The organism is Prauserella alba (assembly GCF_024171735.1).
In the GTDB taxonomy this organism is placed as follows: Bacteria; Actinomycetota; Actinomycetes; order Mycobacteriales; family Pseudonocardiaceae; genus Prauserella; species Prauserella alba.
The window spans coordinates 1,598,632-1,613,299 of record NZ_JAMTCH010000003.1 but is presented as its reverse complement, the minus strand read 5'-3'; the positions used below and the strand labels follow the sequence as shown (position 1 = coordinate 1,613,299).

The following is a 14,668-nucleotide window of genomic DNA, read 5'->3' as shown; positions in this document are numbered from 1 at the left end:
GACCGGGCCTCGACCGTGGCGGCCTCACACTTCGCCCGCGGCGACGACACCGCGGCGCAGCGCCCGCACCGCCTTCGTCGCGGCTCCGCCGACCGGGTGCTCCTTGCCGAGCACGACCCGCAGCTGGTCGAGCAGGTCGATCACCTGGCGAGCCCAGCGGACGAAGTCACCGGCCGTGAGTTCCTGCCCGTTCGCCTCGGACGTCGTGAGGACGCGTTCGAGCGACTCGCCGCGCGCCCACCGGTACACCGGCCAGGCGAAACCGGCGTCCGGTTCACGGGTGCGGTCGAGCCGGTGCCTGCGTTCGTCCTCGGTCAGCTCGCTCCAGATCGTCACCGTCTCCTGCCACGCCTTCGACACGGCACCCTGGGGCAGCTTCGGCTCGGCCATCGCGTCCCGCCGCGCCTCGTAGACCAGTGACGACACGACCGCGGCCAGCTCCGGCGCCGACAGGCCGTGCCAGACGTGCCTGCGCACGCACTCGGCCGCCAGCAGATCGGATTCGCTGTAGATCCGGGCCAGCAGCATGCCGTCCTCGGTCACCCGGTCGGAACCGGTGCCCCCGGTGTCAGGGCCCCCGGTGTCGATGTCCTCGGCGTCGGTGTCTCCGGCATCGGTGTTACCGGTGGATCCATCGCGTTCGGAGTAGCCGCGTTCGAGGTAGCCGCGTTCGGTCAGCAGTGCGCAGATCCGGTCGAACGAACGGGCCAGCGAGTGCGTGGTCGCCGCGACCTTGCGTTCGAGCTGTTGAGTCTCGGCCTGCAACCGCTGATAGCGCTCGACCCAGCGCAGGCTGGCTTCGCGGTCCGCCAGCCCGTGAGCGGGGTGCCGGCGCAGCTGCTGCCGCAGCTCCGCCAGTTCCGCGTCTTCGTTCGCGCCGGTTCGTTTGCGCTGCGCGGACGGCTTCTCGATGCCCGTGTTCCGCAGGGACGAGGCGATGTCGCGCCGCACCTTCGGCGACCGCAGCTCGACGTGCTTGGGCAGCTTGACGCGCCCGAGCGGTTCGACGGCGGACGGGAAGTCGGCTGCCGACAGGGTTCCCGACCACCGGTCCTCGGTCACGACGACCGGTCGCGGTTCGTGCAACGGGTCGACACCCGGATCGATCACCACGGCCAGGCCGGACCTGCGACCGGACGGGACGAGGATGACGTCGCCCTTGCGCAGCTTCTCCAGTGATCGCGCTGCTTCGGCACGCCGGTGCTGGCTGTTCTGCTTGGCGAGGTACTTCTCCCGGTCGGAGATCTTCTTGCGCAGCTCGACGTACGACAACAGCTCGTCGAAGTCACCGGACACGGCTTCGGCGTAGCCGGCGAGCGCCTCCTTGTTGCGTTCGATCCGCTTGGCGGTGCCGACGACGGCACGGTCCGCCTGGAACTGCGCGAACGATTGTTCCAGCAGCTCCCTGGCCGATTCGGCGCCGAACTGTCCCACCAGGTTGATGGCCATGTTGTAGCCGGGCCGGAACGACGACTTGAGCGGGTAGGTCCGGGTCGAGGCCAGCCCGCCCACGTGGCGGGGGTCGACACCGGGCTGCCACAGCACCACGGCATGCCCCTCGACGTCGATGCCGCGGCGGCCGGCCCGGCCGGTCAGCTGGGTGTACTCGCCGGGCGTGAGGTCGACGTGCGCCTCGCCGTTGTACTTGACCAGCCGTTCCAGCACGACGGTACGTGCGGGCATGTTGATGCCCAGCGCGAGGGTTTCGGTGGCGAACACGACCTTGACCAGGCCGCGGACGAACAGCTCCTCGACGGTCTCCTTGAACGCGGGGAGCAATCCGGCGTGGTGTGCGGCCACGCCGTGCTCGAGGCCTTCCCGCCATTCCCAGTAGCCCAGTACGGCCAGGTCGGACTCGGGCAGGTCGGCGGTGCGCTCGTCGACGATGCGCCGCACCTGGGCGACCTCTTCGGGGTTGTTGAGCCGCACCCCGGCGTGCACACACTGGCCGACGGCGGCGTCGCACCCGGCGCGCGAGAAGATGAACGTGATCGCGGGCAGCAGGCCGGCGCGGTCGAGCCGGTCGATGACGTCGACCCGCGAGGGCGGCCGGAACCGCGGCATGCGCGGTTTGCCCCGGTCACGGCCGCGCTTGCCCCGCCCACCGCCGAACGCCGCGGGAGCGTGCATCCGCGCGACCTCTTCGACGCGGCGCAACAACTGCCGGTTGATCTTCGGTTCGTCGCCGTGTTCCTCGCCGACGAACAGGTCCATGAGCCGGTTGCCGACCATCATGTGCTGCCACAGCGGCACGGGCCGGTGCTCGTCCACCACCACGGCCGTGTCGCCGCGAACGGTCACGAGCCACTCGCCGAACTCCTCGGCATTGCTGACCGTCGCCGACAGGCCGACCACGCGGACGTACTCGGGCAGGTGCAGGATGACCTCTTCCCACACCGCGCCGCGGAACCGGTCCGCGAGGTAGTGCACCTCGTCCATGACGACGTAGCCCAGCTCGTCGAGGGCGGCCGAACCCGCGTACAGCATGTTGCGCAGGACCTCGGTGGTCATGACGACGACCTGCGCGTTGCCGTTGACGGAGGTGTCGCCGGTCAGCAGCCCCACGGCATCGGAGCCGTACCGCTGCACCAGGTCGGCGTACTTCTGGTTCGACAACGCCTTGATGGGTGTCGTGTAGAAGCACTTCCGGCCCTCGGCCAGCGCGAGGTGCACGGCGAACTCGCCGACGACGGTCTTGCCGGCACCCGTGGGCGCGCACACCAGCACGCCGTGCCCGTTCTCGAGTGCCTCGCACCCCCGTAGCTGGAAGTCGTCGAAGTCGAAGGCCAGATCGGCCGCGAACCGGGCCAGCTGCGGGTGGTCGCTGCGCCGGCGGGCTGCGGCGTACGCCTCGGCCGGGCTGGGAGAGGCGGATGATTCCACAACGTCAGGGTTTCACATCGGCGCCGCCGCGCGCATGAGGCGCTCCGCACGCGGATACAGCGGGCCCCACCGGCTCGGCGTGCACCCCGCCCGGAACTGTCGGTGGGTGGCGCTACGGTGGCGTTCATGACCCCGGAGCGGCTGAAGGCGGCGTGTCTGGCGCTGACGGGCGCCGGCGAGGAGTTCCCGTTCGACGAGCACCTGAGCGTGTTCAAAGTGAGCGGGAAGATGTTCGCGTTGTCGGCACTCGGGCGCAGGCCGCTCAGCGTGAATCTCAAGTGCGATCCGGAGCTCGCGCTGCAGCTGCGGGCCTCGTATCCGGCGATCACGCCCGGGTGGCACATGAACAAGCGGCACTGGAACACGGTGGTGCTCGACGACGGGTCACTTCCCGAGCAACTGATCCTCGACCTCGTCGAGGACTCCTACGACCTCGTCGTCGCCAAGCTGCCGCGGGAGATGCGGGAGCGGCTCGGGTGGAGGACGCTCGCCGAGGAGAACGTCAGGCGAGGACCGTCAGGGCCTGCGGGACGCAGCTGATCGACACCGGCAGCGTGTCCAGCGGATCGCCGTCGGCGAACACCGGCCAGCAGGCCCCACCGGCCGTGCCGGCGTGGGCCAGCTCGACGGTCCGTGCCCGCAGTGTCGTGACGGCAGGGTGCTCGACGTGCCTGCCGGAGCGCAGTCGCGGCAGCACCCGCGCCAGTTCGCGGTAACCCACCTTGCCGACGACGGTCACGTCGAGCAATCCGTCGTCGGGGTCGGCGCCGGGACACACCGGGATGCCCGCGCCGTACCAGGGTGTGTTGCCGACGGCAACGAGCATCGCCGGCAGGGTGCGCACCTCGCCGTCGGTGGTGACCCGGATGTCGCCGGCCCGGAAGGACGCGATCTCCGCGGCGATCGCGACGTCGTAGCGGCGTGGACCGCGGGGCCAGCGGAGCCGGTTGGCCCTGTCGTTGACGGCGGCGTCGAAACCGCTGCACAGCACGGTACCGAACCACGTGTCGTCGGCTCTGCCGAGGTCGAGCCTGCGCCGGTGGCCGGTGTGCAGGGCGTGGACGAGCGCATCCACGGCCGCGGCGGGGTCGCCGGGCACGTCGAGGGCTCGGGCGAGGTCGTTGCCGGTGCCCGAGGGTACGAGACCGAGTGCGACGGGCGTGCCGGCACAGAACTGCACGGCTTGATGGGCCGCGCCGTCGCCGCCGACGACGACCAGCGCGTCGAGGCCGGCTTCGCGGGCCGTCTCCAGCCGCCGCCGCGCGCCCTCGACGGTGTCGGCGTCGATCACCTCGAGCCGCGCGACGTGGGGCCGCAGCCGTGAGGCGACGGCCCCGGCCAGCCGCGCGGCGGCTCCCCTACCGGATCCGGGGTGGAAGGCCAGCGCGACGCGAGGACCGCCGGTCACGTGATGTCGTCGGTGCCGCCGCGCCGGCGGCCGTCGGCGTCGTCATCGTCCACGGTGCTCGGGGTGTACTCGAACGGGGCAGGCTCGTCGTCGGCCAGCTCGTCCCAGCCCTCGACACCGCGTTTCCGGTCGAGTCTGCGGTCGTGGAAACGCGTGATCTGGAGCGACACCTCGAACAGGATGCACAGCGCGCCCGCGAGACCGATCATCGAGAACGGATCCGCGGGCGTCACGAACGCCGCGAACACGAACATGATCATGATGATGCCGCGGCGCCACCGCTTCAACGTCTCGTAGCGCACGACGCCGACCCGGTTGAGCATGATGATGAGCAGCGGCAGCTCGAAGCTCACACCGAAGATGAGCAGCAGCGACAGCACGAACGAGATGTACTTGTCACCGGTGAACCAGGTGGCGAACTCGCCGGCACCGAAGGTCGTGAGGATCTCCAGTGCGTGCGGGGCCATGAAGTAGGCCAGCAGCGCGCCGCCCGTGAACAGCAGCGACGCGATCCCGACGAACGTCATCGCGTACTTGCGTTCCTTGGAGTACAGCCCGGGCGCGATGAACGCCCACAGCTGGTACAGCCACAGCGGCGAGAGCAGGACGGCCCCGGCGCTGAGACCGACCTTCATCTGGATCATGAACGCTTCGAACGGCACCGTCTGCAACAGCTGACAGTCCCCGCCCTTGGGGTAGCGCTGTTCCTGCGGGATGGCGCAGTAGGGCTCGGTGACCAGGTCACCGAGCGTCGGGATCGGGCCGATGCTGTGACCGAACCACAAAAAGCCGATGATCCCGCCCGCGACCAGGGCGAGCAGTGCGTAGCCGAGCCGGCGGCGGAACTCGTAGATGTGCTCGACGAGCGACATCGTGCCGTCGGGGTTGTGCCGACGATTTCGAGCCTTCCGTTTACCGCCCCGGCCCTCGCGCTGTGCGGAGGTGTCTCCCACGAAAGCGTCCGTTCTCGATCCTTGCGGTGCGGTCAGCCGTTCCTCTGTGCCTGCTCGGCGGATTGCTGCTGCTTGAGCTCGTCGAGCTGGCGCTGCAGCTGCTCCACCTGGTCACCGGTCGGGTCCGCCGACTTGGCATCGGTGATCTCGGCGTCGGCCTTGACCGTCGTGGCCGGGATCTGCCTGGCGTCCGCCGTCGTGGTGGACGTCTTCGTGGAGTCGGTCGAGGTGGACTCGTCGGAGTCCTGCTCCGACTGGTCTCCGCGCATATCCTTGGTCTCGGCCTTGAAGACCTTCATGGACTTGCCGATCGAGCGGGCCGCGTCCGGCAGGCGCTTGGCGCCGAACAGCACCACGACGACGAGCACGAGGATGATCAAGTGCCACGGCTGAAGGGCGTTCATATTGGGTGGCCTCCCTATTCGTTCAGACCCGATCGTACTGGCTCGGACGGCGATTCCGAACCGATTCGGGCACGGCGGGTACGAAGGTCGCGAACGGCGACGCCGACCGCGGCCGCGCGGGCGCGGAGCATGCCCAGGCGGGATTCCACGTCCGACCGCACGACCTCGGCGGCGCGGCCGAGTCTCCTCGCCGCGCTCGCCGATCGGAGCACTGCGAGGACGAGCACGATGAGCCCGGCCACGGCGACGGCGGCACTCAGCACGTAGAACACGTCCACCAGCCTACTGTGAGCCGGTGATCGACAGGTGACGTGCTCGTGCCAACCCGGCGGCGGCACGGCGCTGCACGGCCACCGCGAGTTCACCGGGCCGTTCCACCGTCGCGCGACCGCCGAGCCCGAGGACGAGCCTGACCATCCACGACTCGTCGCCATAGCGCATCCGGACCCGCAACCGGCCGCCGTCGAGTTCGGCCAGCTCCTCACACGGGTAGTACTCGGCGACCCACCGTGCGTCGGGTTCGAGCACCAGGTCGGCCTCCGGGTAGCTCTCGTGGGCGGAGAACACGCCGTCGGAGACGTCGGCGTGCCGCGCGTGGGGCGGCGGCGCCGCCGGTTCGTCGAGCACGTCCAGTTCGTCGATGCGGTCGAGCCGGAACAGTCGCACGTCCTCGGCACGGCGGCACCAGCCCTCCAGGTAGCTGTGTGCCTGCACGATGAGCAGCCGCATCGGGTCGACCGTGCGCTCGGTGACCCGGTCGTTGGACGCCGCGTAGTACCGCATCCGCACGGCACGGCCGAGCTGCAGCGCCTCCCGGACGGTTTCCCGCGTGCGCGCCGTCGCCTCGTGTTCGCGGACACCGTTGCCGACGACCACTCCCGCGGGCTCGGCGGCACCCGCCGCCTCCTCGATCTTCGCGATCGCACGGCCGACGGCGTCGGTGTCGACGACACCGGGCGTCTCCGCGAGCGCCTTCAGCGCGATGACCAGTGCACTCGCCTCACCACCGGTGAGCCGCAGCGGCCTGCGCATCCCCGCGTCGAACGTCACCGACACGGTGTCGCCGTCGAACGACAGGTCGATCAGATCGCCGGGGCCGTACCCCGGCAGGCCGCACAACCACAGCAACTGGAGGTCCTTGCGCAGCTGTTTCGGCGTGACGTCGAAGTCCTGGGCCGCCTGGTCGATCCTGATCCCCGGCCGGGCCAGCAGATACGGCACGAGAGCCAGCAGCCTCGGCATCCGGTCCGTGGCCGCGCTCATCGCATCCCTCCACCGGCGGCGGCGACCCGTTCGAGCCGGTCCACCACGGCCTTGGCCAGCACGTCGGGCGCCAGTACGGCCACGTCGGGGCCGTGGCCGGCGATCCAGTCCGCGGCACCCTCCGGGTAGTGCAGCTCGAGCTCGACGACGTCGCCGTCCTGGCCGTCGACCGTGCGGCGTTCCAGCACTCGCGCGTGCCTGCGGATCCCGGCGGCCCTGCCTTCGGCGAGCCACAGCCGGGCCGTCGTGGCCGGGGAGCCGTCGTCACTGACGGACGTGCCCACCACGAAGTCGAGCAGGTTGACGTCCTCGGGCCTGCGTACGGCTGCCCGCTCCCCCGTCGTCACGACCTCGCCGCTGATACGTGAGAGCCGGAAACAGCGCGGGGCGGCGCGGTCCCGGTCGTGGCCGACGACGTACCAGCGCCCGCGCCACGACACCACGCCCCACGGTTCGAGCGTGCGCGTACGCCGCTCGGGCGAGTCGGACCGCCGGTAGTCGAACCGCACCGTCCGGCCTGCCTGCACCGCCGCCAGCAGCGGCGCGAACGCGGGTTCGGTGTGCACCCGCGGTTCGACCATGGCGTGTGCCCGGTCGTCCACCTCGACACCGGCGGCGCGCAGCTTCACCAGAGCGCCGTGGGCCTGCCCGGTCAGGTCCGGCGAGTCCCACAGCCGCGCCGCGAGCGCCACCGCGGTCGCCTCGTCGGGCGCGAGGTCGATGTCGCCGAGCTCGTAGTCACGGCGCGCGATCCGGTACCCCTCGGGGTCGAACGCCGAATGGGTGCCGGTCTCCAGCGGGATACCCAGCTCACGCAACTCGGCCTTGTCACGTTCGAACATGCGTAAGAACGCCTCGGTGCTCGCCGCATCGGCGTAGCCGGGCACGATGCCCCGAATGCGCTCGGCCGGCAGGTACTGCCGGGTGGACAGCAGCGCCAGCACCAGGTTGACCAGGCGTTCTGCACGGGCGGTTGACACCTCACCAACCCTAGCTCCCCCGGCTTCGCACGTCCGGGAGGTCTCCCCCTGCGCGCCCCGCACGCCACGCGACCGGCACGGCTAGAGCGAGTTGATCAGCCTGTCGACGCGTTCGTCGACGGCCCGGAACGGGTCCTTGCACAACACCGTCCGCTGCGCCTGGTCGTTCAGCTTCAGATGCACCCAGTCGACGGTGAAGTCACGGCCCGCCTGCTGCGCCGCGGCGATGAAGTCGCCGCGCAACTTCGCCCGCGTCGACTGCGGCGGCGTGTCCTTGGCTGCCTCGATCTCTCCGTCGTCGGTCACCCGCTGCACCAGCCCCTTGCGCTGCAGCAGGTCGAAGACGCCGCGGCCACGCCGGATGTCGTGATAGGCCAGGTCCAACTGCGCGACCCGGGGATCCGACAGGTCGAGGTTGTGCTTGGCCCGATACCGCTCGACGAACCGGTGTTTGATCGCCCAGTCGATCTCCGTGTCGACGAGGGAGAAGTCCTGCTGCTCGATCGCATCGAGCGCGCGGCCCCACAGGTCCACCACCCGGCGCATCAGGGGACTCGCGTCGGTCGCCTCGACGTGCTGCACCGCCCGCGCGTAGTACTCCCGCTGGATCTCCAGCGCCGAGGCCTCCCGACCCCCGGCCAGTCGCACCTGCCTGCGGCCGGTCATGTCGTGGCTGATCTCGCGAATCGCACGGATCGGGTTGTCCAGGCTGAAGTCCCGGAACTGCACACCCTGCTCGATCATCTCCAGCACCAGGTGCGCCGTGCCGACCTTCAGCAACGTCGTCGGCTCCGCCATGTTGGAATCCCCGACGATCACGTGCAGCCTGCGGTACCGCTCGGCGTCGGCGTGCGGCTCGTCGCGCGTGTTGATGATCGGCCGGGACCGCGTCGTCGCGCTCGACACGCCCTCCCAAATGTGCTCCGCCCGCTGCGACAGGCAGTACACCGCACCCCTCGGCGTCTGCAGCACCTTGCCCGCGCCGCAGATCAGCTGCCGCGTCACCAGGAACGGCAACAGCACGTCCGCGATCCGCGAGAACTCGCCCGCGCGCGTGACCAGGTAGTTCTCGTGACAACCGTACGAGTTGCCCGCCGAATCGGTGTTGTTCTTGAACAGGAAGATGTCGCCGCCGATGCCCTCGTCGGCGAGCCGGCGTTCGGCATCGACCAGCAGATCCTCGAGGATCCGCTCCCCCGCCTTGTCGTGCGTGACCAGCTGGGTCAGGTCGTCGCACTCGGCGGTCGCATACTCCGGATGCGAACCCACGTCGAGGTAGAGCCGTGAACCGTTGGACAGGAAGACGTTCGACGACCGGCCCCACGACACGACACGCCGGAACAGATACCGCGCCACCTCGTCGGGCGAGAGCCTGCGCTGCCCGTGGAACGTGCAGGTCACTCCGAACTCGGTTTCGATCCCAAAGATCCGCCGCTGCATCCCTCAAGCGTAGGCGGTCAGCGCCCGGAACTGGGGAACGAAATCGCGGCCTCCTCGGACTCCACCCCCGGCCCCCAGTGCCGTACGGCAGCATATCGGCCATGACACCGCCGCTGCTCCGCCGCGTCGCCGCACTTCAGCGCGTCGGCCGCCCCGACCGCAGGCTGATGGCCCGCAGCGCAGCCCTACCGCGCACCCGCGCCGACACCGCGCTGACCATGATCACCCGGTCGGCGGACAAGGCGCTCCTGTGGTGGGTCGTCGCAGGTCTCCTCGCAGCTCGGGGCGGCGCATCCCGGCGAGCCGCACTCCGCGGCATCGGCAGTGTCGCCTTCGCAAGCCTGAGCGCCAGCTTCGTCGCCAAGGAACTCCTGCCACGGCGCCGCCCCGCGGCCACCGCCGTCCCGCACCATCGCAGGCTGGCCCGCCGGCCCGAGTCGTCCTCGTTCCCCTCCGGCCACGCCGCCTCGGCGGCCGCGTTCATCACCGGCACGTTCCAGGAATCGCCCGCCGCAGGCCTGGCGCTGCTGCCGCTCGGCGCGACCGTCGCCTACTCCCGCGTCCACACCGGGGTCCACTGGCCCACCGACGTCGGCGCCGGCGCCGCACTCGGCATCGCCGCCTCGTTCGCCACCCGCCACTGGTGGCCCGTACACGACGACCGGCCCGGCCGCACCGCCCACCGCGCCGACGCACCCCTGATGGTCGACGGGGAGGACATGCTCGCCGTCGTCAACCCCGCCTCCGGCGACCCCGCCGACGACCCGACCGCCGAGGTCCGTTTCGCATGGCCGAAGGCCGACCTGCTCTACCCCACCCCCGAACACGACCTCCGCAGCCAGATCACGGCCGAGATCGCCCGCCGAACCGACCACGGCCACCCCGTCCGCGCGCTCGGCGTGGCGGGCGGTGACGGCACCGTGGCCGCCGTCGCCTCGGTCGCCGCCGACACCGGCCTGCCACTCGCCCTCATCCCCGCGGGCACGCTCAACCACTTCGCCCGCGACGTCGGCGTGCGCTCCATGCCCGACGCCGACGTCGCCACCGAACACGGCTCGGCGGTCGGCATCGACCTCGGCGAGGTGTCCGTGCACGGACCGAGCGGCGCGCACCGGCGGTGGTTCGTCAACACCGCCGGCCTCGGCGGCTACCCGGAAATGGTGCGGTTACGCGAAAAAATCGAACAGCGGCATCCCAAATGGCCGTCCGCCGTCCTCGCGACGGTCCGCGTCCTCCGCCGCGCGAAACCGTTCCCGGTGCGCCTGAACGGCAAGCAGGCCCTCGTGTGGCTCGTGTTCGTGGGCAACGGCACCTACGCGCCCAAGGGATTCTGGCCCAACCGCAGGCCCGCACTCGACACCGGACTGCTCGACGTGCGCTACCTGCGCGCCGACGTCCCCTACTCGCGAGCGCGCTTCGTGCTCTCGGCCGTCACGAAGACACTCCACGCCAGCCACGTCTACCGCCAGCGCGACCTGCCGGCGCTCGACGTCGAACTACTCGACGGCCACCGCAGGCTCGCCACCGACGGCGAAATCGGCCCGCTCGGCCGCCAATTCCGCTTCCGATCGCGGCCCAGCGCGCTGACGATCTACCGTCGATGACCGGCGGCCACGGGCCCGGCAGCACCGGCGCGACCCGGTGCCACCGCCGAACCCGCGAAACCGGTCAACCGTCGGACTTCCCGTCACCTTCGGGGTTCCCGTCACCTTCGGAACCCGAATCGCTGCTGTCGGCCGCCTCCGTGCGAGCGGGCAACAGCGCATCGAGCGCGGCGCCGGTGATACGGCGGAACTTCCGCCCCGGCCGCTCCCGCTCCAGCACCGCGACCTCCAACTTGCTCGGCTCGCCCTCCTGCGCCGAACTCGACGAGCTGCCGCCGTTCGTCCCGCTGCCGGACGAGGCGGACGGGCGGAACGCCTCCGCCGCGACCCGCACCGCGTCGGACAGCTCCATCCCGTCGGAGAAGGTCTCCTTCAGCTTCGTGTTGATCGCATCCGTCTGGCCGCCCATCACCACGAACTGCGGCTCGTCGACGATCGACCCGTCGTAGGTCAAGCGGTACAGCTCGTCCGCGTCGGCGTTCGCCCCGACCTGGGCGACACAGATCTCCACCTCGTACGGCTTGAGCTGCTCGGTGAAGATCGTGCTCAGCGTCTGGGCGTAGACGTTCGCCAGCGCCCGCGCACTGACGTCACGCCGGTCGTACTGGTAGCCCTGCAGATCCACGTGCCGGATACCGCCCCGGCGCAGGCTCTCGAACTCGCTGTAGCGGCCAACCGCGGCGAACCCGATGCGGTCGTAGATCTCCGACACCTTGTGCAGCGTCGGCGACGGATTCTCCGCCACGAACAGGACTCCGCCCCGGTATTTGAGCACCACGACGCTCCGACCGCGGGCAATACCCTTCCGCGCGAGTTCGGAACGCTCCCGCATCAACTGTTCGGGCGAGGCGTACAGCGGCATCGACACTTGCGTTGGCTCCGCTCTGTTCGGGGATGGGAAGCTGACGGATGGCGAACCGGGCGCGACCGAGCCGTGTGCCGGGCCACGTCGGGCCCGGCACACGGATCAGCTGCGCCAGTCCTGCTGGGCCGCGCGGTCGGCGACGACGGCCTCCGCGACGGCCGAGGTCTCCTCCGTGGGCAACTGCACGGCACCGTGCTCCGCGGTGATCGTGACGACGCTCGGATAGATCTTCCGCGCGATGTCCGGTCCACCGGTCGCCGTGTCGTCGTCGGCGGCGTCGTAGAGCGACTCGATCGCCGCCCGCACCGCGCCGTCCTGATCGGCGTCGGGGTCGTAGAGCTTCTTCATCGCCGACTTCGCGAACACCGACCCGGAACCGATCGCGTGGAAACCCGCGTTCTCCTCGTACCGGCCGCCCGTGACATCGAACGACACGATGCGCCCCGCCCGCTTGGGATCGGACGCCTCGATGTCGTAACCGACGAACAGCGGGACCACCGCGAGCCCCGCCATCGCGGCGTCGAGATTGCCGCGCACCATGGTCGCCAGCTTGTTCGACTTGCCGTCGAGCGAGAGCGACACACCCTCGATCTTCTCGTAGTGCGCCAGCTCCACCGTGTACAGCCGGACGAGCTCAAGAGCGATACCCGCCGTGCCCGCGATCCCCACGGCCGAATAGGCATCGGTGACGTAGACCTTGTCCATGTCACGGGTCGCAATGAGGTTGCCGCTCGTCGCGCGCCGATCGCCCGCGATCAGCACCCCGCCGTTGAACGTCGAGGCCACGATCGTCGTGCCGTGCGGCGCGTCGAGGTCACCGCCCGAGGTGCCCATGCCCGCGGACCGCTTGCTCGGCAGCAGATCCGGCGCCTCGGCGCGCAGGAAATCGGCGAAGGACGACGTCGTCGACGACAGGTAGGCGGAGGGCAGCGCAAAGCCCGAGTTGCGCGGAATCTGTTCCATGCGTGCTCGTAGTTCCCATCGACGAAAGGGACAGTACCGAAATGTTGATCAGCGAGCCTAGGTCACGCGAGCGCCTGCGTCACTCGCCGCCCTTCTGCACGTAGGCCCGCACGAAGTCCTCGGCGTTCTCCTCGAGGACGTCGTCGATCTCGTCGAGGATCGTGTCGACGTCCTCGCCCATCTGTTCACGACGTTCCTGACCGGCCGGGGCTGCGCCTTCGGCCTCGTCCTCGGAGTCGCCGCCGCCGTGCTTCTCGACCTTCTCCTGAGCCATTGCCGCCTCCCGGTGTGACCGATGAGCCTTCTGCGCCCAGCCTACCCAGAGGAAGGGCGATTCGGGACGATCGTTGTCGGAGTGGTGATCTTCTCCTACTCCGATCCGGTCAGTGCCTCGACCAGTTCCTCCGCCGTCTCCGCCCGGTCCAGCAGGGCACCGACGTGCGCCTTCGTTCCCCGCAGCGGCTCCAGCGTCGGAATCCGCACCAGCGAATCCCTGCCCACGTCGAAGATGACCGAGTCCCACGACGCCGCCGCGATCGAACTGGCGTACTTCTCCAGCGTGCGACCACGGAAGTAGGCCCGCGTGTCCTCAGGCGGCGTCGTGACCGCCCGCTGCACCTCGTCCTCGCCGACCATGCGCTTCATCGACCCACGCGTCACCAGACGGTTGTACAGGCCCTTGTCGAGGCGCACATCCGAGTACTGGAGGTCGACCAGGTGCAACCGCGGCGCAGCCCAGCCGAGCTGGTCACGTTCGCGATAGGCCTCGACCAGCCGCAGCTTGGCGGGCCAGTCCAGCCGGTCGGCCGCGTCCATGGGGTCGTTCGCGAGCGTGTCGAGCACCTCGCCCCACACCCGCAGCACCTCCTTGGACTGCTCGTCCCCACCGGTCCGCTCGACGTGCGCCGACGCCAGCTCGTGGTAGGCGAACTGCAGGTCGAGCCCGGTGTACTTACGACCACCCGCGACGTCCACGGTCGTCTTCAGTGACGGATCGTGACTGATCTCGTGCACCGCGCGCACCGGCTCGTCGAGTTTGAGGTCGTCGAACCGCACCCCCGCCTCGATCATGTCGAGCACCAGCGCGGTCGTGCCCACTTTCAGGTACGTCGAGTACTCGGCCAGGTTCGCGTCGCCGATGATGACGTGCAGCCTGCGGTACTTGTCCGCATCGGCATGCGGTTCGTCACGCGTGTTGATGATGCCGCGCTTGAGCGTGGTCTCCAGCCCGACCTCGACCTCGACGTAGTCCGAACGCTGGGACAGCTGGAACCCCGGCTCCTCACCCTGCGGGCCGATACCCACCCGGCCGGAACCGGTGACCACCTGACGCGACACGAAGAACGGCGTCAGCCCCGTGATGACGGACGTGAACGGGGTCGCCCTGTCCATCAGGTAGTTCTCGTGCGTGCCGTACGAGGCGCCCTTGCCGTCCACGTTGTTCTTGTACAGCTGCAGTTGCGGCTGGCCGGGCACGGTGGCGGCACGCATCGCCGCCTGCTCCATGACCCGCTCGCCCGCCTTGTCCCACACCACGGCGTCCCGTGGATTGGTCACCTCCGGAGCCGAGTACTCCGGGTGGGCGTGGTCGACGTACAGCCGCGCGCCGTTGGTGAGGATCACGTTGGCCGCGCCGAGGTCTTCGACGTCGTTGTCCTGCGTGGGCTGGCTGGGGCCGGTGAGATCGAAGCCCCGCGCATCCCGCAACGGTGACTCGACCTCGTAGTCCCAGCGCGCGCGCCGGGCACGCGGAATGTCGGCCGCCGCCGCATAGGCCAGCACGACCTGAGTGGAAGTCAGCACCGGGTTGGCGGTGGCATCGCCCGGGACCGCGATCCCGTATTCCACCTCGGTTCCCATGATCCGCCGCATGCCACCACCCTACGGGCGCCTCGTGCCACGATC

14 protein-coding genes are annotated in these 14,668 nt (G+C 69.9%); 2 read left to right on the top strand and 12 right to left on the bottom strand.

Annotation, left to right across the window (positions count from 1 at the left end):
- Positions 1-24: 24 nt before the first annotated feature.
- Positions 25-2,883, bottom strand: coding sequence for a DEAD/DEAH box helicase (locus tag LY12_RS07400; protein WP_253854246.1), 2,859 nt, complete (start codon positions 2,881-2,883; stop codon positions 25-27).
- Positions 2,884-3,009: 126 nt separating this feature from the next.
- On the opposite strand from LY12_RS07400, the gene LY12_RS07395 reads away from it, so the two are divergent.
- Positions 3,010-3,423 (top strand): MmcQ/YjbR family DNA-binding protein, encoded by a 414-nt coding sequence (locus LY12_RS07395; RefSeq protein WP_253854244.1) that lies wholly within the window; start codon positions 3,010-3,012, stop codon positions 3,421-3,423.
- On the opposite strand, the gene LY12_RS07390 is transcribed toward LY12_RS07395, so the two are convergent.
- The 7 genes from LY12_RS07390 to pafA all read right to left on the bottom strand — a co-directional run bounded on the left by LY12_RS07390 (position 3,386) and on the right by pafA (position 9,331).
- Positions 3,386-4,291, bottom strand: a complete 906-nt coding sequence (locus LY12_RS07390) for a diacylglycerol/lipid kinase family protein (RefSeq protein WP_253854242.1) — start codon at positions 4,289-4,291, stop codon at positions 3,386-3,388. The genes LY12_RS07395 and LY12_RS07390 overlap by 38 nt on opposite strands.
- Positions 4,288-5,244 (bottom strand): twin-arginine translocase subunit TatC, encoded by a 957-nt coding sequence (gene tatC, locus LY12_RS07385; RefSeq protein ID WP_253854241.1) that lies wholly within the window; start codon positions 5,242-5,244, stop codon positions 4,288-4,290. The genes LY12_RS07390 and tatC overlap by 4 nt, the downstream gene beginning before the upstream one ends.
- A 32-nt stretch (positions 5,245-5,276) precedes the next feature.
- Positions 5,277-5,648 carry a Sec-independent protein translocase subunit TatA gene (gene tatA, locus LY12_RS07380; protein ID WP_253854240.1) on the bottom strand — a complete coding sequence of 124 codons (372 nt, stop codon included), beginning with the start codon at positions 5,646-5,648 and terminating at the stop codon, positions 5,277-5,279.
- Positions 5,649-5,662: 14 nt separating this feature from the next.
- On the bottom strand, positions 5,663-5,926 hold the full coding sequence (locus tag LY12_RS07375; RefSeq protein ID WP_253854239.1) for a hypothetical protein: 264 nt from the start codon (positions 5,924-5,926) through the stop codon (positions 5,663-5,665).
- Between the two features lie 4 nt (positions 5,927-5,930).
- The gene (locus tag LY12_RS07370) at positions 5,931-6,911 is read right to left on the bottom strand and encodes a helix-turn-helix transcriptional regulator (RefSeq protein WP_253854238.1); all 981 of its coding nucleotides are present in this window, start codon (positions 6,909-6,911) and stop codon (positions 5,931-5,933) included.
- Complete coding sequence (locus tag LY12_RS07365) at positions 6,908-7,891, bottom strand: helix-turn-helix transcriptional regulator (RefSeq protein WP_253854237.1); 984 nt, start codon at positions 7,889-7,891, stop codon at positions 6,908-6,910. Before LY12_RS07365 ends, LY12_RS07370 begins: the two co-directional genes overlap by 4 nt.
- Positions 7,892-7,972: 81 nt before the next feature.
- Entirely contained in the window at positions 7,973-9,331 is a 1,359-nt protein-coding gene (gene pafA / locus LY12_RS07360; protein WP_253854236.1) for a Pup--protein ligase, read from the bottom strand.
- A 101-nt stretch (positions 9,332-9,432) separates the two neighbouring features.
- Between pafA and LY12_RS07355 the strand changes: the two genes are divergently transcribed.
- Complete coding sequence (locus LY12_RS07355; protein WP_253854234.1) at positions 9,433-10,935, top strand: bifunctional phosphatase PAP2/diacylglycerol kinase family protein; 1,503 nt, start codon at positions 9,433-9,435, stop codon at positions 10,933-10,935.
- A gap of 64 nt (positions 10,936-10,999) precedes the next feature.
- Here LY12_RS07355 and prcA read toward each other — a convergent pair whose 3' ends face one another.
- The 4 genes from prcA to dop all read right to left on the bottom strand — a co-directional run bounded on the left by prcA (position 11,000) and on the right by dop (position 14,635).
- The gene (gene prcA, locus LY12_RS07350) at positions 11,000-11,803 is read right to left on the bottom strand and encodes a proteasome subunit alpha (RefSeq protein ID WP_253854232.1); all 804 of its coding nucleotides are present in this window, start codon (positions 11,801-11,803) and stop codon (positions 11,000-11,002) included.
- A gap of 99 nt (positions 11,804-11,902) precedes the next feature.
- A complete protein-coding gene (gene prcB, locus LY12_RS07345) occupies positions 11,903-12,763 on the bottom strand; it encodes a proteasome subunit beta (RefSeq protein WP_253854230.1) in 861 nt (286 codons plus the stop codon).
- Between the two features lie 79 nt (positions 12,764-12,842).
- A complete protein-coding gene (locus LY12_RS07340; RefSeq protein WP_183787437.1) occupies positions 12,843-13,037 on the bottom strand; it encodes a ubiquitin-like protein Pup in 195 nt (64 codons plus the stop codon).
- Between the two features lie 95 nt (positions 13,038-13,132).
- The gene (dop, locus tag LY12_RS07335) at positions 13,133-14,635 is read right to left on the bottom strand and encodes a depupylase/deamidase Dop (protein WP_253854228.1); all 1,503 of its coding nucleotides are present in this window, start codon (positions 14,633-14,635) and stop codon (positions 13,133-13,135) included.
- Positions 14,636-14,668: the final 33 nt, after the last annotated feature.